The organism is Flavitalea flava, from assembly GCF_054461575.1.
This window is the reverse complement of the sequence record NZ_JBTLQH010000035.1, coordinates 17,357-37,986: the sequence shown is the minus strand read 5'-3', so window position 1 is coordinate 37,986 and position 20,630 is coordinate 17,357. Positions and strand designations below refer to the sequence as shown.

At 46.1% G+C, this 20,630-nt stretch carries 13 protein-coding genes; 7 read left to right on the top strand and 6 right to left on the bottom strand.

Features of this window, described 5'->3' with window-relative positions:
* Positions 1-8 precede the first annotated feature (8 nt).
* Complete coding sequence (locus ACX0G9_RS23830) at positions 9-1,700, top strand: sodium/sugar symporter (RefSeq protein ID WP_459067477.1); 1,692 nt, start codon at positions 9-11, stop codon at positions 1,698-1,700.
* A gap of 98 nt (positions 1,701-1,798) precedes the next feature.
* Here the strand turns inward: ACX0G9_RS23830 and ACX0G9_RS23825 are convergent, their stop codons facing one another.
* The 3 genes from ACX0G9_RS23825 to ACX0G9_RS23815 form a co-directional block, all read right to left on the bottom strand.
* Complete coding sequence (locus tag ACX0G9_RS23825) at positions 1,799-3,838, bottom strand: M13 family metallopeptidase (RefSeq protein ID WP_459067476.1); 2,040 nt, start codon at positions 3,836-3,838, stop codon at positions 1,799-1,801.
* 258 nt (positions 3,839-4,096) lie between these two features.
* On the bottom strand, positions 4,097-4,351 hold the full coding sequence (acpP, locus tag ACX0G9_RS23820; RefSeq protein ID WP_459067475.1) for an acyl carrier protein: 255 nt from the start codon (positions 4,349-4,351) through the stop codon (positions 4,097-4,099).
* Positions 4,352-4,534: 183 nt separating this feature from the next.
* Positions 4,535-5,389 carry a CvfB family protein gene (locus ACX0G9_RS23815; RefSeq protein ID WP_459067474.1) on the bottom strand — a complete coding sequence of 285 codons (855 nt, stop codon included), beginning with the start codon at positions 5,387-5,389 and terminating at the stop codon, positions 4,535-4,537.
* A gap of 222 nt (positions 5,390-5,611) precedes the next feature.
* Between ACX0G9_RS23815 and ACX0G9_RS23810 the strand changes: the two genes are divergently transcribed.
* Positions 5,612-6,121 carry a cyclic nucleotide-binding domain-containing protein gene (locus ACX0G9_RS23810; protein ID WP_459067473.1) on the top strand — a complete coding sequence of 170 codons (510 nt, stop codon included), beginning with the start codon at positions 5,612-5,614 and terminating at the stop codon, positions 6,119-6,121.
* A gap of 110 nt (positions 6,122-6,231) precedes the next feature.
* Here the strand turns inward: ACX0G9_RS23810 and ACX0G9_RS23805 are convergent, their stop codons facing one another.
* On the bottom strand, positions 6,232-9,675 hold the full coding sequence (locus ACX0G9_RS23805; RefSeq protein WP_459067472.1) for a family 16 glycoside hydrolase: 3,444 nt from the start codon (positions 9,673-9,675) through the stop codon (positions 6,232-6,234).
* 98 nt (positions 9,676-9,773) lie between these two features.
* Positions 9,774-11,051, bottom strand: coding sequence for a Gfo/Idh/MocA family oxidoreductase (locus ACX0G9_RS23800; RefSeq protein ID WP_459067471.1), 1,278 nt, complete (start codon positions 11,049-11,051; stop codon positions 9,774-9,776).
* A 186-nt stretch (positions 11,052-11,237) separates the two neighbouring features.
* On the opposite strand from ACX0G9_RS23800, the gene ACX0G9_RS23795 reads away from it, so the two are divergent.
* Positions 11,238-11,930 (top strand): FecR family protein, encoded by a 693-nt coding sequence (locus ACX0G9_RS23795; RefSeq protein ID WP_459067470.1) that lies wholly within the window; start codon positions 11,238-11,240, stop codon positions 11,928-11,930.
* A gap of 23 nt (positions 11,931-11,953) precedes the next feature.
* Here the strand turns inward: ACX0G9_RS23795 and ACX0G9_RS23790 are convergent, their stop codons facing one another.
* The gene (locus ACX0G9_RS23790; RefSeq protein ID WP_459067469.1) at positions 11,954-12,340 is read right to left on the bottom strand and encodes a VOC family protein; all 387 of its coding nucleotides are present in this window, start codon (positions 12,338-12,340) and stop codon (positions 11,954-11,956) included.
* A 222-nt stretch (positions 12,341-12,562) separates the two neighbouring features.
* Between ACX0G9_RS23790 and ACX0G9_RS23785 the strand changes: the two genes are divergently transcribed.
* The 4 genes from ACX0G9_RS23785 to ACX0G9_RS23770 all read left to right on the top strand — a co-directional run bounded on the left by ACX0G9_RS23785 (position 12,563) and on the right by ACX0G9_RS23770 (position 20,609).
* Positions 12,563-13,342 (top strand): RMD1 family protein, encoded by a 780-nt coding sequence (locus tag ACX0G9_RS23785; RefSeq protein WP_459067468.1) that lies wholly within the window; start codon positions 12,563-12,565, stop codon positions 13,340-13,342.
* Positions 13,343-13,864: 522 nt separating this feature from the next.
* Positions 13,865-17,017, top strand: a complete 3,153-nt coding sequence (locus ACX0G9_RS23780) for a SusC/RagA family TonB-linked outer membrane protein (protein ID WP_459067467.1) — start codon at positions 13,865-13,867, stop codon at positions 17,015-17,017.
* A 23-nt stretch (positions 17,018-17,040) separates the two neighbouring features.
* Positions 17,041-18,882, top strand: a complete 1,842-nt coding sequence (locus ACX0G9_RS23775) for a RagB/SusD family nutrient uptake outer membrane protein (protein ID WP_459067466.1) — start codon at positions 17,041-17,043, stop codon at positions 18,880-18,882.
* A gap of 86 nt (positions 18,883-18,968) precedes the next feature.
* Positions 18,969-20,609, top strand: a complete 1,641-nt coding sequence (locus ACX0G9_RS23770; RefSeq protein ID WP_459067465.1) for a hypothetical protein — start codon at positions 18,969-18,971, stop codon at positions 20,607-20,609.
* The last annotated feature ends 21 nt before the right edge of the window (positions 20,610-20,630 follow it).

The window sequence follows — 20,630 nt, the reverse complement described above, 5'->3', positions numbered from 1 at the left end:
GCTGCCATATGCAAACCCTACACGCCCTGGACTACCTGGTTTTCCTGGTCTATTTCCTGATCGTCGCCTTTTACGGCTGGTGGATCTACAACCGTAAAAAATCCGTCCAGGCCAACTCAAAGGATTATTTTCTGGCCGAAGGCTCGCTTACCTGGTGGGCTATCGGCGCCTCTCTGATCGCCTCCAATATTTCTGCCGAACAATTCATCGGCATGAGCGGCAGCGGTTTTAAACTGGGTCTCGCCATTTCCACCTATGAATGGATGGCGGCGGCTTCCTTGCTGATCGTAGCTATCTTTTTCATTCCGGTTTACCTGAAGAACAAGATCTATACGATGCCGCAGTTCCTCAGCCAACGGTATAACGACCGGGTGGCCATGATCATGGCTATCTTCTGGCTGACCCTGTATATTGTCGTAAACCTGATGTCTATTCTTTACCTGGGTGCTCTTGCCATCAGCGGGATCTCCGGGCTGAATATATACCTGTGTATCGTGCTGCTGGCCGTATTTGCCGTCATCATCACTTTGGGTGGAATGAAGGTGATCGGCTACACGGACGTGATCCAGGTGTTTTTTCTTATCCTGGGCGGTCTTGTGGCCACTTATATCGCGCTGAACCTGGTAGCGGAAAAATCCGGCCAGACCGGGTTAATAAATGGATTTAAATTACTGACCACCGAAGCGAACGATCATTTTCATATGATCTTTAAGAAGGATAACCCCAATTATGTCAGCCTCCCCGGTCTTTCCGTCCTGATTGGGGGTATGTGGATCACGAATCTGAACTACTGGGGCTGTAACCAATACATCACACAACGGGCGCTTGGCGCCAATCTGAATACGGCCCGCAGCGGGATCCTTTTTGCGGCTTTCCTGAAATTGCTGATGCCGGTAATTGTGGTTTTGCCGGGGATAGCGGCTTACGTGTTGTATCAGAAAGGTATGTTCCATACCGAGATGCTGGATTCAAAAGGAGTGGCGGATGTCAATAAAGCCTATCCGAATCTGCTTACGCTCTTGCCTGCCGGGTTAAAAGGGTTGGCTTTTGCCGCACTGACTGCTGCTATTGTGGCCTCTCTGGCCGGTAAGGCAAACAGTATTGCCACGATTTTTACGCTGGACATTTATAAGAAAGCCATTAACCGCGAAGCCAGTGAGAAAAAGCTGGTAGGAGTGGGAAAGATAGCGGTGATCGTTAGTATGATCCTGGCTATTCTGCTCTCGCTGGTAATAGGAGAGAAATTGATGGGAGAGGGTAAACAAGGATTTAATTATATCCAGGAATATACCGGTTTTGTTTCACCGGGGATCTTTGCGATGTTCATCCTGGGTTTTTTCTGGAAACGGACAACTTCCAACGCCGCGCTTTTTGCAACGATCGGCGGATTCGTCCTTTCCTGCGTATTAAAATTCCTGCCCATGTGGGTCGATCTCAGCTGGCTGACTCCATATGGATTTTTCCAGCCCAATAACGATAATAAAGGCATATACGAGATCCCTTTCCTGGACAGGATGGGTTTTGTTTTCCTTTTCTGTATTATCGGTATGGCTATCATTAATTTTGTGGAGAATAAAAGAGGGGTTAAGACAAACGGACTGGAAGTGGATGCCAGCATGTTCAAAGTATCCAAATCTTTTGCCGTCGGAACGATGGTAATTATCGGTCTGTTGATTGCGTTATATACTATTTTTTGGTAGACAGGACCGGCCAAGGGCCGGTCGCCTGAAAGGCCATCATAAGAGATAAAAAAAGGGACGCTGATGGCGCCCCTTTTTTTATATTGTAATGTGGGACTTTACCAGATAGATACTCTTAAACTATCGGGGCGGTACATTTTGTTGCCCGGCTTAACGCCAAAGGCTTCATAAAAGGCCGGGATATTGGCCATGGGACCATTGACTCTTTCTTTGGATGGGGCATGCACATCGGTCATCAGTTGTTTGGCCAGGATCTCTTTTCTTTCCAGGCTTAGCCATCCGTAGGAGTATCCCAGAAAATATCGTTGAAGCGGTGTAAGGCCTCCGATCTTTTCCCCTTTTTTGTAGGCATCCGTTTTTGAAAGGGCGTCCAGCCCGAGCAGAAGACCTCCCAGATCTGCAATATTTTCTCCCTGTGTAGCTTCTCCGTTAACATGAAGGGTATCGACAGGAGTGAATTCTGAGAATTGCCGGATGATCCTGGATGTCCTTTCTTTGAATTGTTTCTCATCTGCGGGCTGCCACCAATTCTTCAGGTTTCCCTGTTCGTCATACTGACGGCCCTGGTCATCGAACCCATGCGTTATTTCATGACCAATGGTAGAGGCGGCGGCATACCCGTAAACAAAGGCGTCATCCAATTCTTCATCCTTTTTCCCCGGAACGGTAAATATGCCTGCCGGCAATACGATCTCATTATTGCTGGGATTATAATAAGCATTATAAGTCTGGGGTGTCATGTCCCATTCCGTCCGATCGACGGGTTTGCCTAATTTGTTTATCCAATAACGATTCCACCATTCTGCTGCTCTTTCCATATTCAGGACAAAGGGCCCCCGGTCTATTTTCAAAGCGCTGAAATCTTTCCATTTATCGGGGTAACCGACCTTTTTGGTGATATGCGATAGTTTGCTAAGGGCTTTTTGTTTGGTACTGTCGCTCATCCAGGTCAATTGCCTGATCCTTGTTGCATAGGCATCCCGGATCCCTTCGACAAGATCGCTATAGCGTTTTTTTGACTTTTCGGGAAAATATTCTCTTACGAATAATTGCCCCATTGCTTCTCCCATTGCATTTTCCTGGGCGTCCAGTACCCTTTTCCAGCGGGGTCTGGGCACTTTAACGCCGGACAAAGTCTGTATATACAGGAAGCGATTGTTGAAGGTCTTCTGATCAAGATAAGGGGCGGCTTCCCGGATCACGTGAAAGGTCAGGTAATTCTTCCAATCCTGGAGAGGAGTCCTGGTTATTTCTTCATTCAATGAGGTGAAGAATTCCGGCTGGCGAACGATCAGGGAGTCCAGGTGGGTGATACCCATATTTTTGATCCAGGACTGCCAGGAAACTGAAGGGGATAGCTTTTGAAGATCGGCCATGCTCATCTTATGATAATTGGTATTCGGGTCACGGAGATCCTCCAGTTTCCGGGAGGCTTTGGCCAGCCTGCTTTCCAATTGAAATACCTTTTCTGCCTGCGTTGCGGCCAGGCTGCTGTCCCTGCCGAGTTGGAGGAAAGTAACGAACAGATAGTGCTGATAAGCCTTCCTTACCTGCACCGTTTTTTCATCGGTTTTAAAATAATACTCCCTGTCCGGCAAACCCAACCCGCCCTGTATCAATTGATAAGCCATCTGATCGCTGCTTTTGTCGTCCTGGTTGATCCCATCTTCGAACAGGACATACAGGGCCTTCCGGTGAAGGTCAGCCGCAACCCGCATGAGCTCTTCAGGGTTGCTGACGGCGCTGATCATATCCAGATGGCTTTGAATTGGTTTTATACCTTGTCGTTCGATATCAGCCGAATCCATTCCACTTGTCCAGAGGTCGCCGATCTGCTGGGTGACGCTGCCCGGAGTTCCATTTTCCGAAGCAGCCCGTTCGCTGATCGTTCTCAGGCGCTGGTAGATATCCTTTTGTACCATTTGACCAATGCCCCAGCTGCTTTCTTCCGGCGGGATCTGGTTTTTTTTCAACCAGCCTCCATTGGCATAGGCAAAAAAATTGTCAGTCGGGCTTACGGTGGTGTCCAGGTTTTCTGCCAGAAAATCGGGTATTGCCTTTTTCTCCGGGGTTTGACAGGCTGCCCATAATAGAGTAACGACAGCTAAGCTGCAAATTATTTTGATTTTGGTTTGCATACGGCTATTCAATTTTGCATACGGTGGTTAGATCCATCCAAATTTCCCATTCCTTGCTCATTGCGAAGGAGATTCTTGATCAACGGGATAATTAGCAAGACAGAAGGAGGGCTATACTCAGGTGTTTGGGTAGAAATTGGTTATATGCTGCGATTGATTATCTGCAGCAATCTTTTTTGCGGATAAAAACTGCTTTCAGTAGTTTGAGCAGAAATGTCCCTATGGATTGAAGTGCGGTCATGCAGCAAAGATACCCACTTATGACCGTTTGGCAAGTATATAGTCAATGACTGAACCTACGGTGGTCAGTTTTTCAGCATCTTCATCGGTGATTTTTATACTGAATTCTTTTTCCAATTCCACAAAGGTTTCCAAAACATCTAAGGAGTCGAGGCCAAGGTCATTGGTAAAGGAAGCGTTTCTGTCGAGGGATGATTCTTCTACTCCGAGTTTTTCCACTATGATCGTTTTGATCTTCGACGTAATTCCTGATGCACTAACAAGGGTGTCCATATACAATTTTCTGTTTTAACTAGGGGTACAAAATTAATACTAGAGCCGTTGTTCTTAACGTAAAAACCATAAATTTAACACGGCCGAAAGGCTCATTAACAATTAGACAACAATTGCCCGTTTACGGGGGGATTTTTGTTTCACCATGAAAACCAGTAGAATAGAGCGAAAAGAACAAATAATCTATCCATTGATCAGTTCGATGCCCTTTTCGGTGATCCTGATCTTTCTTTCCTTGTACAAATGTCCGGTTGTCATTTTGAAGGTTTTTTTACTCATGCCGAAAAAGGAATAGATGTCTTCCGGGCTTGATTTATCATGATAAGGGAGTTTGCCTTTATTCTCTGCCAACAAGCGTAATACTTTTCCGGTAGCGTCTTCCACTCTTTCATAACCAGGACGGCCGGCGACCACATCGATCTGGGCCTCGCCGGTTGGAGTGGTATCCGCAGGATATATCTTCTTTATAAAACCGGGGAATCGGTCTCCGATCATAATATCCTGGTAGATCTCGGAATTATGCAGGACGCCGGTGTGTTTATGGTTGACAATGACCAGCCAGCCAATATCGGTGCGCCGGAAAGCGGTAAGATCTACCAGGTCCTTTTCATTCACGCTCAGCTCTTCATTACTTAAGAATGGTTCTATTTTTTCGGTTGCAGCCAGTCTACCGGTTTGTTCGTCAAGGTAGATCCTGACCAGGTAGTCGCCCCCCGTCCGCATGCCTGTCAATTGTTTGGATTTCGGCACAAAAATATCTTTCATCAGGCCCCAGTCGAGAAAAGCTCCCTGGGGTGTCGTATTCACTACCCGCATTTTGACGATTTCTCCCAATACGCCCTTTGGCTCCTGTGTGGTAGCGATCACACGGTCCTCTCCGTCATGGTAAAGAAATACTTTCAGGGAATCCCCGATTTTGGCTCCTTTCGGAACAAAACGGGTGGGTAATAAGATGCCTGCCCCGCCATCGTCCAGGATAAGGCCAAAAGCGAGTTCTCTAAGGACTGTCATCTCATTATATTCTCCGATCTGCGGCATACCTGCTTATTAAAGTGGAAAGAATGGTGGTTATCAAACGATTCCCTGCAAATTTAGGTCATATTCACGAGTTTGACGGGAAGGGGAATATTTAGGCCTATGTAAACAAAATTGTTAAATAATCCTTATTTTGCAAGCCCCTTTTAGCATAACCGTTACCAAACGGTGATTTCCTCTCGCAAATATCTTCTATATTTTATTAATTTTTAAACCACATTCGTTATGCAGAATCTGGATCTTTTTCATTATTTAAAGGATGAGGCGATCAAAAACAAAACATTCAAATATGGCGCGTTCCCAGTTATAAATGATACGCATGATATTCAATTTCTGGAAGAAGGGCATGTCTTGGAATATTATTTATTGGACGGGGAAACAAAAACGGTCAGTTGGTTTTGGGGACCGGGAGAATTTATTATGCGAAGCTCAGGTCTCAGTCAAATAGAAGCGATGGACGATTTAAAGTTGATTAGTCTTTCCTCAAGTAATATTTCCCAAATGTCTGGATTGTCTTCGGAATTTAACAAGGATTACCGGAGTGTTCGAAGTGAACATAGTCAACGTATAAAACAAAGAGTAAACGATCTGAAAATATTATCTGCCGTTGAAAGGTATGGGCAGTTGCTGAAAACCAAACCCTGGGTCTTTGAAATAGGAACGGAAGAGGATATCGCTTCTTATTTAAGGGTTCCGGTAAGTAAGCTCCGGTCTTTTAGAAATAATAAGGATTAGAAGGATCTGTTAAAAAAAAGGCAGTCTTCTGTGTTTTTCAACATGGAAGACTGCCTTTCCGGAAAAACAGCCTTTCCGGATTGTATCAAGAGTTTTATTCAGGGTGAATTTTATTTCTTTTTCTTTTTGGATGGAGCTGGTGAGTCCGCCGTACTTAGGTCCTTTACCCGCATATGTCTGAATTTAACCACGTCGCCATGCCCCAGGAAACCCAAATGTCCTTTGGTGTTCTTTAGACCGGGATGATCTTTTTTATCCAGGGTACCATTCTTAATGGCATCGGAGATATCTCCGTCAAGGATGGTCGTTCCGTTCAGAATGACCTTGATATGATTATCTACGGCGGTGATCTCTTCCACGTTCCATTCTCCTGTCGGTTTCAGGTAACCGCGTTTGGCGGGAATGACACCGTAAACGGAACCATGATATTGGTATTCGTGAAGGTTCTTATAAATGGGTGCTTCATTATCCAATACCTGGATCTCCATACCAACATAAGCAGCATCGCCTTCGAGCGGCGCACGGATACCTATGCCATTATTCGCTCCGGGGGTAAGCTGGAATTCAAAACGATAGACGAAGTCGCTGTACTCATTTTTGGTATAGAGGTTGCCATGATCTCCTTTTTTAGGATAGATGGCGATATGATCGTCCTCAATGACATAATCTGTTGTGTTGCCTGTCCATTGGTACATGTTGGTTCCGTCAAACAAAAGATCGAAACCTTCCTTTTTTTCATCCTCAGCAAGCGTGTAAGGAATAGGTCGGGGGATCTCCCGGACATACAGATCGCGGTACGCTACATGACGGCCATGTGCCTGCAGTTCGATCTGTTCTTCGGGGAAGATGGGAGTCTTACGATCCCAATAGTTTTCCAAAATGACATTATCCACGGTGAGTTCTCCATTCAAATAAACGGTTACCCGGTCGCCTTTCATGATGATATGAAAACTATTCCAGTCGCCGATGGCATTATCGGCCAGTTTCAAGGGTTTGCTGGGATAGACGGCATTATTGTATAATCCACCTGAACCTACCTGGGCACCCACATCCCTGCGGGAGGTATCCCAGATCTGTACCTGGGGCGAACCGCGAAGATAGATACCGGCATCTCCGTCCGGATCGATCTTCCAATCCACATACATTTCAAAGTCGCCATATTTTTTTACGGTACAGAGATTTTCTCCTGAGCCGCTGAATTCAAGCTGTCCATTAACCGCTTTCCAGCTCTTGCGCATATCTTCATCAGCTTTTTGCTGCTCTTTTTCCAGGGTGGCTGCATCCATTTTTGCCCGCAGAATGGGATTGGCGACCAAGCCTTTCCATCCGGAGAGATCGGTTCCATTGAACAGGGATACGATGCCTTCACCGGCCGGCATTTCCGCCAGGTATTTGCGGATGGCCTGACGCTGGTAGTCGCTATCCTGTCCTTTTAATACGGAACTGGCTTTTTCAAGCAATTTGCGGACAATCTCTCCCGATAAGGTCTTATCGGCCAGTGCGATGTTCATGACGGCCAGTGCGGCGTCCTGTTGTAAGGCGGCATTATCCAAAAAATTTCCAGCAAAAAGCAAGGCTATAAATGTTTTGCATTTACCGGCCTCTTTCAGGATCAATTGTTGCTGCGCGGTTGTTTTTGCAATTTCCATGGCCTGGCGGAGGATTAGTAATTTCTGCTCCGCCGGATAACCGGAACGGCTGGTCAGATGTACGATTCCCGTTATGGCCTGATTAATATAGGCTTCATCGCCAGCCTGGCGGGAGATTTTATTCAGGGATAGAATGGCGCTGGCATCGGGCCAATTGGATAAAGCGCTTACCACCGCTTTTTTTGCCTGTTCATTGCCTGCTTCGAATCCGTTCGATACGATCTGCTGAGCTTCTTTACCTCCTACGGCCGCCAGGATATCGAAGAAAAGATATTGTTTACCGGCAGTCGCCTGTTTCATTTCCGTTAATATCCGGCTGGTCCGTTGCGCACTATCCCCGATGCCGGCGCTACCGGCAATGATAGCCTGTTGTACCGCATGAATCTCACCGGGTTGATCACGGGTTACCAATAAGGCAAATAATTGAGGAAGGGTCTGCGGTGTGGCGAGATCTTTCAAAGCGATAAATGCAGCCTTGCTGACCGTGGTGTCCGTACTTTTTACCAGGGGCAAAACATCGTTCACCCGGCTATCTGCACCGCGGGCAGCCAAAACTTCAACGAGGGCTGCCTTGGCATGGGGCGCCGTAGCAGCCAGCGCACTGCCGATTTCGTCGGGAATGGTATTCCCCTTCATGATCAGGAGCGCATTTTTTACGGCTGCCACTTCTGCCGGATCATCTTTTTTCAAAACGGCAAGTAAGGCTGGCAAGGCTTGTTGTTGTCCTATCTGGCCGGCTGCCTTTACAGCTCTTAACCGGACGCTTGACTCTTTATCCTTCAAGGCGTTGAGTACGGCGGGTAAGGCTCCCGACTGACCTGTATTGCCCAACATGGTTATGATCTCTCCTTTGACGGTTGTTGAGGAACCGGTTAATTTTTTTACCCAGGCTCCAGTTGCTTCTGCATCGGTAAAGGGGCCTGCATATTTAAGGGCTGCTTCGCGGTACTGCTCATTTTTATCATCCATCGCAACGATCAGCAGGGGTATGCTTTTATTTCCCTGGATGGTGACGAGCAGATTCAGGGCTGCGCAACGTGCCGCTACTTTTTGATCTCCTGTCGCTTTCGTCAGCAATTCACCTGCGATTTTTGTCGCCTGGATGTTTTTTCCCGTTGCGATCAATTGCCGGGCATAACTGATATAAGCATCGGTTGCACCGGTGACATCGTATCCATAGCCGGCTTTCTCTGCAGCCTTGGCCAGAATACGTTCCGAACCCGGATCGCCGATCCTGGAAAGAGCGTATAAGGATAATTTCGTTAATTTTTCGTTCTTGCCTGTCGCCGGATTAGCGGCCAAAGCGCTGATAAAAGAAGCTGCGGTCGCCGAACGGGTATCACCTAATGCCTCGACCAGGGTAAGCTGTCTGTCGTCTTTCGCATTTTGAAGAGCCTCCAGCAAACCTTTATTGGCGGCCGGGGTATTGATGGCTACCAGGCTCCTGGCGGCCGGATCACAGAGACGTTCGTCGTTCAGATAAGGCGTGAGAAAAGATACGTTTCCGTCCGTAGCGGTTATTTGCAGCTGACGGATGATAAAGGCCTTGTTCTCTTTATCCGCAGTTTTGGTAAGGGCCTGGCAGTAAGCCCGGGCGCTGCTTTCACGAAGCGTCTCGTTGCCTGTTTGCGTGGTATAATAGGAGAAATTCCCCAGCGCATATTCCAGACGGGTATTGTCCCCGGATCCCGGTGCTGCAAGCATCGAAGCCATTTCGGTCAGACCGTCCTGCCCCAGGGAGGAAATGGCCGTCATGGCCGTTTGTAATTCTTCTTTATTGGAAGCGGGGATTCTGGCGAGCAGATCCGCGATCTTCGTGGTAACGGTCCGTTGATCCGTGGCCGTCTGTGCGGTAGCGGTAGTAAAAGCACAGAATAGTAATAATGCCGATAAAATATTTTTCATGTTGTCGTTGTCGGTTTGTCGGTGTCGTTGTTGGTGTCGGTTTACGTTCGCTGTGTCGGTTTTCCGTTCGCTGTGGTTAAGCTTTCGGTTGTTTCAGATCAGATAACCCATGGCGCCCGCATTTGCCGGTGAATGAGTGCGTTTGCCCCTGCATCGTCCGGAAAGGTTTGGGTGACAGGATCGAACTTTAAGCTGCGTCCAAGTTGCAGGGCGATCTTACCGAGGTTGATCAGCGTACAGGACCGGTGACCGTTCTCTTCATTCAGGGCAAATTTTTTCCTGTTCTTCACGGCATCCACAAAATCGGTCACCTGAGGAGCCGGATCAGGAAAGGCAGCCAGTTTCTTTTCGAGGTCGGGAATGGTGGAATGGAATCCAGGGTATAATTTCCCGTTTGGTCCTTCTATGTAAGCGGCATTCTCATCGGCTCCTTCTCCATCCAAAATGATCTGGCATCCATCGGCATAAGTGTAGGTGATCCTTCTCCAGGTACCAACAGCATCCGGATGCTGCTGCGGGGCATCAATCTCTATGGACACAGGGCTTGTATCGTCTTTTCCCAGGAAATACTGGATAGGATCGATATAATGTTGTCCCATATCACCCAGGCCCCCTCCATCATAATCCCAATAACCCCGGAAGGTCTGGTGTACACGATGGGGATTATAGGGTTTATAGGGCGCCGGTCCGAGCCAGCGGTCATAATCGAGTTCTTCGGGAACGGGAACCTGTTCCAGGTTCGTCTTGCCAACCCAATAGAATTTCCAGTCGAAGCCGGTATGTCGTCCAACGGTCACCTTTAAAGGCCAGCCTAACAGGCCGCTTTCTACCAATTTCTTAATGGGTTTGACCGTAGTGCCCATTCCATAGAAATTATCTTCAAAACGGAACCAGGTATTCAGACGGAAGATCCGGCCATATTGCTGAACCGCTTCTACCAGACGTTTGCCTTCTCCAATGGTTGCCGTCATAGGTTTTTCGCACCAGATATCCTTTCCGGCACGGGCCGCATCCGCAGCAATGATACCATGCCAGTGAGGAGGCGTGGCGATATGTACGATATCTACCTCCGGTAGTTGGATCAGTTCCCGGTGATCTGTAAAAATTTTTAATCCTTTGGCTGCGCTTCCCAACAGGTCTGTAGCTTCCCGGAGGTGTTTTTTGTCCACATCACAGATGGCAACTACCCTGGTACCGGCATAACCGAAATGACCGCGACCCATTCCGCCAACGCCAATAACGGCCTTGGTCAATTGGTCACTGGGAGGAATAAAACCCTGTCCTCCCAATACATGCCTGGGAACGATCGTAAAGGCGGCAAGGGCTCCCAATGAACTTTTGAGGAAGGCCCGCCGTGAATTTTCTTTTTTACTCATGGAATTTGATTAACGAGAATTATGGAGTTAAAAGGTCTGAATCGTCTGCATCCAACGCTATTACATTCAATCCTATAAAAATGAAGCATTTAATTCAAATTAAGCGCAAGTTTCCGGATTAAAAAAATGCTCTTGCCATGCAAACGATTGCGTAAAAACCTGTAGATTCACGTTTCTATGATCCCTATGCATTCAATACATCGTTTCAACCGTTTTCTTTTAGGATTGGGAAGCGCCATTTTGTTGATGGGAGCAAACTGGAATTGTACGGGCCGGGGTGGAAAAACCGGACCGGCTGCAGATAGTGTTTCCGGAATTGCCCGGACGGTTCCTGATAAGGAGGAGCTTGCCCGGTTGGATAGTACACGGGCTGACAGCGCCCGTGCTGCCCGTGCCTATGCCGATAGTGCCGCTGTCAGCAATGCCCGTTTTGTAATGATTTACAACAATGAGGATACCGGCAAACACAAAAATATTGTTTTGCCGGATGGGACAACCATCAAAATGAGTCATGAAACTACGATCCGGATCACGAAAGCGTTCAATAAAACCAACAGAGAGGTCCAATTGGATGGAGAGGCTGTATTTTCGGTGAAAAATCAGGCCGGGCTGCCTTTTTTCCTGTACACTAAGAATTTACAGATCCAGGTTTTGGGAACCCGTTTCCGGGTAGATGCTTATGCCAAATTTGCGGGAGAAGAAGTCGATGTCCTCTCCGGTAAATTAAAAGTCAGGAAGTCCTATCATTCCACCACCGATAATGAACCTGAATTGCTTCAAGCCGGGGAAATGGTGATGATCAACCGGGATATCGATCTGATGGAAAAGGAGAAAGTGGATTCTACGGAATTAAGAACCTGGGACATCTGGAAAGAATAATTGGACTTTTGCCAGGAGGGTTTTTACTCGCCCTCGTCTTCTGCAAAGGTCAATACATAATTATTGTTATCGACGATCGAAAATTCAGTTGCTCCATAAAAGGTCTTTTCTAATCCATTGACTACAGGAACTCTGTTCCTGATCTTTTCGAAAAAGGAACGGATATTTTTTAGTTTGATATAGAACAGCAGCGAGCCGCCATCCTGCCTGCTTATTTGGGGCAGATCTTCTCTCAGGGTTTCGGCAGCCTGGAACATGATGTGCACATTGTTACAGACCATCAGCGCCCAGATCAGCTCTTCCTTTTCGCCTTCCGGTACGGTATTGATCAATTGAAAACCAAGCTGGGTGTAAAATGCAATACTGGCCTTCATATCCTTGACAAAGATGTTGGGTGAAAACGATTCCATAGTAGATTTTTTTTATGAGTTTTATTCTATCGCTTACTGGTAAAGATAATAAATTTTACATCAAAAAACTAATAAAATTAGTATTTTTATTACCATTATTTTTAGTTTTTTGAATAGAGTGGTTGCTTCTGAATAGCTATTGTTGCTTCTTTTTCATTATCTTATAATTATTCTATTCTGCCGGTTACCTGGGTTCTGGACAAAACACTTATCTTGTAATCAATGCTTCTTGTCTTATCATATCAGATAGCGGATAGTATCGATATAAAGTCCTTCCGGGCAAGTTTTAAGGAGGGTATCCACCATTTTGATGCGGATGAGTTATTTTATAAGACGGCAGAGGAATCCTTTGTCTATGTATTTAAATATGGAGTGGTTTGTTTTCTTAACTATGATCAAACGAGCGCCAATGAATATTTGAAACGGATCGCTCCTTATTGTAAGAACCTTTTCGAACAGAAGCTCAGTGAAGAGTTCGAAGTCCAGACTAATGCCCGGGAAAATAAGTTCGGTTATAATAAGATCGAGATTATAAACGCGGAGGTGGAAACCCTTCGTTTAATTATGCTGAATGTCAGCCAATCTGTGGCTCTCGATTATTATTCGGAACTGACCAACCTGCTGCTGGAAGAAACGAACCGGCATACACAAAGCCTGGAGAAAAAGGGAAAACTGGATGTATCTGGGAAAAACCTGAAAAAATATATCGGGAAAACCCTTAACCTGAAGAACCTCATCGCTGAGAATCTCTATATTTTCGACTCCCCCCCTGAAACCTGGGATGATGAGAACCTGAATAAAATCGATCTCGGGCTCAAGCGGACTTTTGACCTGCAGGAGAGGTATAAAGATATACGGGAAGGGTTGCAGATCATTAAAGAAAACCTGGAACTATTTAAGGATCTCCTGCAATACCGGCAAAGTACCGTCCTGGAATGGATAATTATCGTTCTCATCTTTATGGAGGTGCTCAACCTTCTCATAGATAAGTTTTTCAAATAGTCACTGCTAAGACGTTTTAGTGTATTCCTTACGCATTATGCCAGGTTGGTATTGCTCCGGGCTTACCCCTAATTTATTCCCTGTTTTTTATAAAGCCATGTTATAGATGAATAAAACTAATATGTTTTTATTTAATTGACTAATAGCTAGTTATAGTTTTGGTTTTGCTTGTTCCGGGCATTATTTCTTATACAATCCGAATATAAGTTGTTATTGGCTCCGTCAATTTTTTCCTTTGATCTGTAAAATTGAAGCCCAGTTTTATTTGCTTGTTGTATGAAAATGAACCAAAACAAAAAAAGGTTCCACCCGGAACCTGCTGCCAAAAATTCATCTTTCCGATCCCTGACAGTTTTATCCCGGGCGTCACTGCGGAATCTTTTTACACCTTCTTACGACTTTTCCTTATTGAATCATCTTCCATCATTGAAGAACCTTTCCTTATTGAATCACCTTTTCTTATTGAACCATTTTCCATCATTGAACCATCTTCCATTTATTAAAAATAACAAACAACTGTTTATGAAAAAAACGCGATTGCTTCATAAAATGCTCCTTGGCATTTTTTTCCTGTTGGTTTTACATCCTGCCCAGGCGCAGGATAAAACCGTCACGGGAACTGTCAGTGATGAAAAAGGGTCACCGCTTGCGGGCGCTACGATCAGGGTCAGAGGATCCGAACATGGGACAAATACCAATACTACCGGAAATTTTTCTATCAATGTTCCGGCTTCGGCGACCCAATTATTGATTTCCTATATCGGGTATGCCACCCAGGAAATAACTATTAAAGGAAGTACTACGTTTCAGGTGAGTCTGAAATCGCTCAGGGAAAGTCTCAACGAAGTGGTCGTGGTGGGTTATGGCACACAAAGAAGGAAAGACCTGACCGGCGCGGTTTCCTCGGTTAAAGGAGGCGCAATCAAGGACCTGCCGGTAACCAGTGTAACCGAAGCCCTTCAGGGGAGAGCGGCCGGTGTGGAAGTGGTTAAGAACTCCGGTATGCCCGGCGCCGCATCTTCGATCATTATCAGAGGTCTTTCTTCGCTTAATCAGCCGGTTCCCTTATATATCGTCGATGGGATCAGACAGCCGGGAGATAATATAAATGTTCAGGACATCGCTTCGATCGATATCCTGAAAGATGCCAGCGCGGCTGCTATTTATGGTTCTGCTGCGGCAGGGGGTGTTATCCTGATCACCACCAAAAAGGGAGCAGGCGCCAAACCTTCCATCAACTTTAACGCCCGTTATGGAATAACCAAACCGAAGTTGATCCATCTGCTGGATAAAACCGGTTTTATTAAACTGAACAACATCATTGCTCCCCAATTTTTCGCAGGAGCTACGCATACGGATACACTGGCCAATACGGATTGGGTAAAAGAATTATACGGTGATGCGACCGAGCAGAATTATAATCTTTCCGTTTCCGGTTCTTCGCCGGTGGTGAACTATCTGCTTTCCGGGTTTTACAATGCCCAAAAAGGGATCTATATTAAGAACTATTCCAACATTGGGGGAGCCCGTATCAATACGGACTTTAAATTAGGAGATTTTATCAAAATAGGAGAGCAGTTGTCCATTTCACAACGTAAGACAGCGCCCGTTGTAGGTTCCGAAGCGCAATTGCATAATGCCCCCTTCCGGACACAACCGATCATCCCGATCTATAACAAGGATGGTACCTTCGGAACTGTTCCTCCCGGATATAATGGTCTTGCCTTCGGCGGACCGAATCCTGTGGGTTCGGCCCTGGCTGCCAATGCGCTGGATTATCAGAACAATTTGCAGGCCAATGCCTATGCGGAGATCAAATTACCGTTGCATTTAAGTTTCAGGACTAATTTCGGATACTCGTATTATCTGGAGACCCAGGATTATTTTCAAAATTCCTACAGTTTCGGGGCGGTAAGCCAGACTACCAATTCCCTGAACAAACTCTATTTCGAGAATAAACAGGTATTGAGCAATTTCGTCCTGACGTATGACGAACATTTTGGAAAACACAGCGTCAATGCCGTTGCGGGGTATGAGCAGATAAGGAATACTTCGAATTCGCTGAATGTGATCTCTACTTCCGTTGGATTACCGGATTATTCCATCGTTCCTACTTCAGGGACGCAAAATACGAATCAGGGAAATTATGATCCGAACGGTCTGGTAAGATCCCAATTCGGAAGGATCAATTATAATTATGACAGCCGCTATTATATTTCGGGATCCCTCAGACAGGATGCCAATTTCACGGTATTTGGACCGAATAAACAAAAGGGTACTTTCGGAGCTGTTTCTGCGGGCTGGAATATCAGTGATGAATCGTTCTTCAAAGGATTGTCTCCCATTATTAACTCGCTTAAATTGAGGGGAAGTTATGGAACGCTGGGTAACAGCGCGATCCGGCCTTACTCTTATGCGGCCACCTATAGCCAGTTCCAGGGAACGGTAGGGCAGGGCTCTTTATCCGGTGCGAATTTTGCGCCCGGCGCCCCTCTGTATATCGGTAATGCCATCAACGCGATCCCTAATCCAAATCTGCATTGGGAAACGGCCTATGAAACAAATATCGGTCTGGATGGAGAAGCGCTCCAGGGCCGGTTGTATTTTTCGGTCGAATGGTATAACCGTACCACCAAAGACGTTTTGTATGCATTGCCGCTTGCACTCAGTTCCGGATTTACATCGCCTTATCTGACCAATATCGGTGAGATCAGTTCGAAGGGCTGGGACATTTTGTTAGGGTATAAGGATAAAGCGGGCGATCTGGGCTACGATATCAGTGTTACCGGTGGGTTTAACAAAAATAAGGTGGTGAACCTGGATGGTATTACGACTGATGCCCTCTACGATGGTTATAACTATTATAATAACGGCAATGAAGGGTATGGGATCATGCCGAACCTGCCTATTACGGTCACCAAGGCCGGTCTTCCCTTTGGTTCTTTCTACGGTTATAAAACCCTGGGTTTGTTCAAGACTGATGCGGAGGCTGCTGCCAGCGCACAACCGAATGCGCATGCAGGTGATCTGATCTTTGCACATGATCCAAAGAATGGAGCTAAACTGAGCAACGACGATAAGCAGGTTATCGGTAATCCCAATCCTAAACTTGTCTATGGAATAAATATCCGTTTGAATTATAAAGGATTCGATTTGGCCATGTTATTCAACGGAGTTGCCGGTGTCGATCTTTTTAATGGCGTGAAGGCATATGAAATGTTCCCCTTCTCCACGGATGGTAATACGACCAGCAAGGTTTTCGGAGATTCCTATGTAGGATCGAACGGTCTTACTTCCCAGCCCCGTCTTGGCGTAGCCAACAGTAACGGAACTTTTTCCCTGGACCCCAATAAAAATTATACTTCCGTGAATAGCTATTTTGTAGAAAGCGGAAGTTACCTGAAGCTGAAAAATGTTCAGTTGGGCTATACTTTCTCCAACCGGTTTTTAGAAAAGGCAAAAATGAAGAGCCTCCGTTTATTTGTAATGGCCAATAATCTTTTCACCATCACCAAATATTCCGGTCTTGACCCCGAAGTAGGAAGCTCATTCTCTCATCAGGCGACCATGGGTTTTGTGGGAACAAATATTGGCGTCACCACCAGGGGACTGGATGGCGTATCCCAATATCCGCAAACCAGGATCTATTCTGCAGGACTGGATATTAATTTTTAACGAACCCATTCAAATCTACTAAAATGATCAAAAAAATAATAGCTGCCTTACTGGTGATCGTGACCGTTACCGGTTGCACAAAAGATCCCTCCCTGGTGAGCCCGACCAATCAGTATTCCACCGGCAATTATCCCGGTAGTCTTAATGACCTGAACAGTATACTTGCGACTTGTTATTCCACGCTGAGGGATCCCAATCTTTTTGGTTTTAACCTGTTGCCCAAGGTGATGGCGAACTGTACGCATACGGCCTATTGCAACTACAATGATAACGGAGGCTGGGCGGAAATGGCCAATACCAAACTGGGCATTGCCAATTCTTATTCCCTGGGTGCCTGGCAGGGATTTTATACAGGAATCAAGAACTGTAATACCTTGTTGAAAGGCGCGGATTTTTACGCCGCCAATTATTCAAAAGGAACGGACGGTCAGACGGTGGACTATATCCGGGGGCAGGCCTATTTTCTGCGTGCCTTTTATTATTTCGAACTGGAATGTCTTTTCGGTGAAAGTTATTTGACGGCAACCGGAGGCGGAGAGAAAATGGGCATTCCTATTTTCGACAAGGTTCCTTCTGGTCTGGACAGTACACAAAAACCACGGAGTTCGGTCAAGGAAGTCTGGGATTTTATAAAGAAGGATCTTCAGCAATCCGCAACCTTACTGAAGGGCCAGCATTGGGCGGGTAACGATATTGGCAGAATTACGGAATGGGCCGCCAAAGGTCTTTTGGGAAAAGCTTATGTCTTTACCCAGGATTGGACCAGTGCCAAGACTATCTTACTCGATGTGATCAACAATAGCGGTAAATCGCTGATGCCATATGCCAAATACCGGGATGCTTTTATCGGTATTCCTGCCAATGAGTTTAATGAAGAATCGCTTTTTGAGCTGAATATCGATTATGATTCCAAAGGAAACTATGGGGTATACGGAAGCGCACCCAATTCGACCAGCATCAACGGGCTGATCTGGTCCCCATGGGTGATCGGTTACGACGGGACGGAAGCAAGCGGCAATGCCCTGGGTTATGGTAATGAAAATATGCATGATAAAAATGTGCTTCGTTTTGGGTTTAATATCGGTACTTACCAACTGGTTAATAATCCTACCTATGATGCTGCCTACAATCCCGGCAAGAGCGGGTATATGAGTTCCAAATGGCCAAAAGTGATCATGGACCCGGCTTATAAAACACAATCTTTGGCGGTCAGAACCACCAAATCTGCCGATCCCCGTTTGTTTGTGAACGGATTACAGCCCTGGGTAGACTCGGTTATTTTCCTTACGTCGGAAGGATATCGTCCCGTATCCAAACCTAATTATTTTGCCGGACAGGCTCCTGTTTATGCCTGGAGTTTCCGTAAATATGCACCGGTATTCAACAGTGTGAACAATGTTCCCGGAGGACAGGCGGATGGCGCCAATCTCTATCTTTTGCGTTTGGCAGATGTATATCTGTTGTATGCAGAAGCCTGTCATCAATCCAGCGATGATGTGAATGCCCTTGAATTTGTCAACAAGATCAAACGCAGGGCCTATGATTACCCGGTCGATGTCGTTTCACCGGTAGATTATCCCAGCCTTTCCAGCCCGACCAGTGCTGCGAATGCCGGCGATCCGGTATTGGGTAATAATCCCCTGTACTACGAACGTTGGGCCGAGCTGTTCAATGAAGGACATTGGTGGTTCGATATCTGTCGCTGGCATCTGGGATCATCCGAAGCTTCCTTTTATGTAACGGCGCTGGCTCAGGGTGATAACCCGATGACCTTTCCCGATAAAACCTATTCATGGCCTATTCCGCTGGCAGAGATCAATTCGAATGCCAAGATATCCGGGCAGCAAAACCCGGGTTATAATTAATAAGATATGACCGGGCAAACAGTGCAAAGGCTTTGTTTTTTGCACTGTTTGTTTCCTAGTATTCATCAGTTTGAATGTTTAGTAGTATGAATTTATTACGCCTGAACCTGATACGCCTATATTTTATCCGGCTGAATTTTATCCGGCTACATTTATTACTTGTCGCCCTGAATATGGGTTGCACAGGTATGCAGGCACAGGACACTCTGAAAAATACTGCCGAATTAAGTCTTCCCCTTTCGGCCCGGAAAATGGTGATCGCCCATTGTATGACCAATATCATTCGTTATAAAGGGCATAAATTCGAGAACAGTTGCGATCCGGAGTATTATCAAAGGACGGGAAATATCACCTCGCTTATTGGAGGTCTTACACAGGTATTGCCTATGGAAGATACCTTGCTGAAGGAGGCCTCTCTCGACAGCGCCGTTGCTTTCGAAATGCGGGCGGCGATAGCCAGCGGAATTGATGGTTTTCAATTTTATTACACCTTGCATTCTCCGGGTTGGGATGATATCATCAAGGCTTATTTCAGAGTGGCCGGCCGGGGAAATATCGATTTTAAATTTACCTTTTGCCTATCCCATCCTTCAGGTGGTAATGAACAAACCCGGATCGCTGAATTCGCGCAACGGATAAACAGTATTCTGGATGAAGTGGGAAGAAATAATTCACATTGGCTGCGGACTCCCGATGGAAGATTGATCGTGTATTTATGGTACGGAGACGGGCTTGCGGATATTCCCGCTGATCCAAAAGGGTTACCTCAACCCTTTTATATTGCCAACGCGTATAAAAAACTGGCCGCCTCTGTGCAGGATAAATTCGCCTGTATATTTACGATCAATGAGCAGATAACCGAAGAAAAGCTGAACAGTTATCTCGATTATTTTCCTGCCTGCTGGATCTGGACTTTACCTTATACGAATGATTATATAGGGTACAGGGTTGCTGCTGCCTGTAAAAAAAGGAGCCGGACATTTACTGGTTCGGCCTTCTGCGATTTTTACACTTCCAAGCTTCTGGAAAAAGGTACCTGGAATATCCTTAGCGCCCGTGCTGCGGCCGAAGCAGGTGTGGATAAAGCCGAACGTAAATATATCGTGACGGGGCTTTCTTATAATTTCCGGAAATTGCTCGAGTTCGGTATCGGGCAGGATGCGACCCTGCTGAATGTCATTACCTGGAACGATTATCCCGAAGGACATCATCTGGCCCCGGAGATCAATCATAATGAAGGCTTTTCTCTTCTGCTCAATTATTATAAAAGCGTATGGCAGCAAAAAACGTCGCCTTACCAAAAGAAAGATCTTGCCATGGTGTTCTTTAAAAAGTACAAGCGGAACACTATTCCCCAACCTTATAATTTTAAAGTAGTGGATATTGAAAAAGGGATCGATCCGGAAATTGAGGATTCCGTGGAGGTGATCAGCCTGCTTACCGGGCCTTCGGTGCTGGTGGTAAATCGCCGGTCCGTTCCTGTTCCCGCCGGATTTTCAGCTACAAGGTTCAGCCAGGAAGAAGGTGCTGTGGAGGTCAGTGTGTACAGGGATAAAAAGACGGTCCTTCATTTTTATACACCGGAAAAGATTACCTTACATCCCTTCCGGACCGACCGCCTGACCTATTCATACAGCAGCCTGTATGAGGATTTTTACCAACCAATTGTCGGAAACCTTTTTCCCCACTCCGGGAACAACCTTTCGTCAGCGAATCAACATCAATAACAGCATCCGAAATCAAGAGCC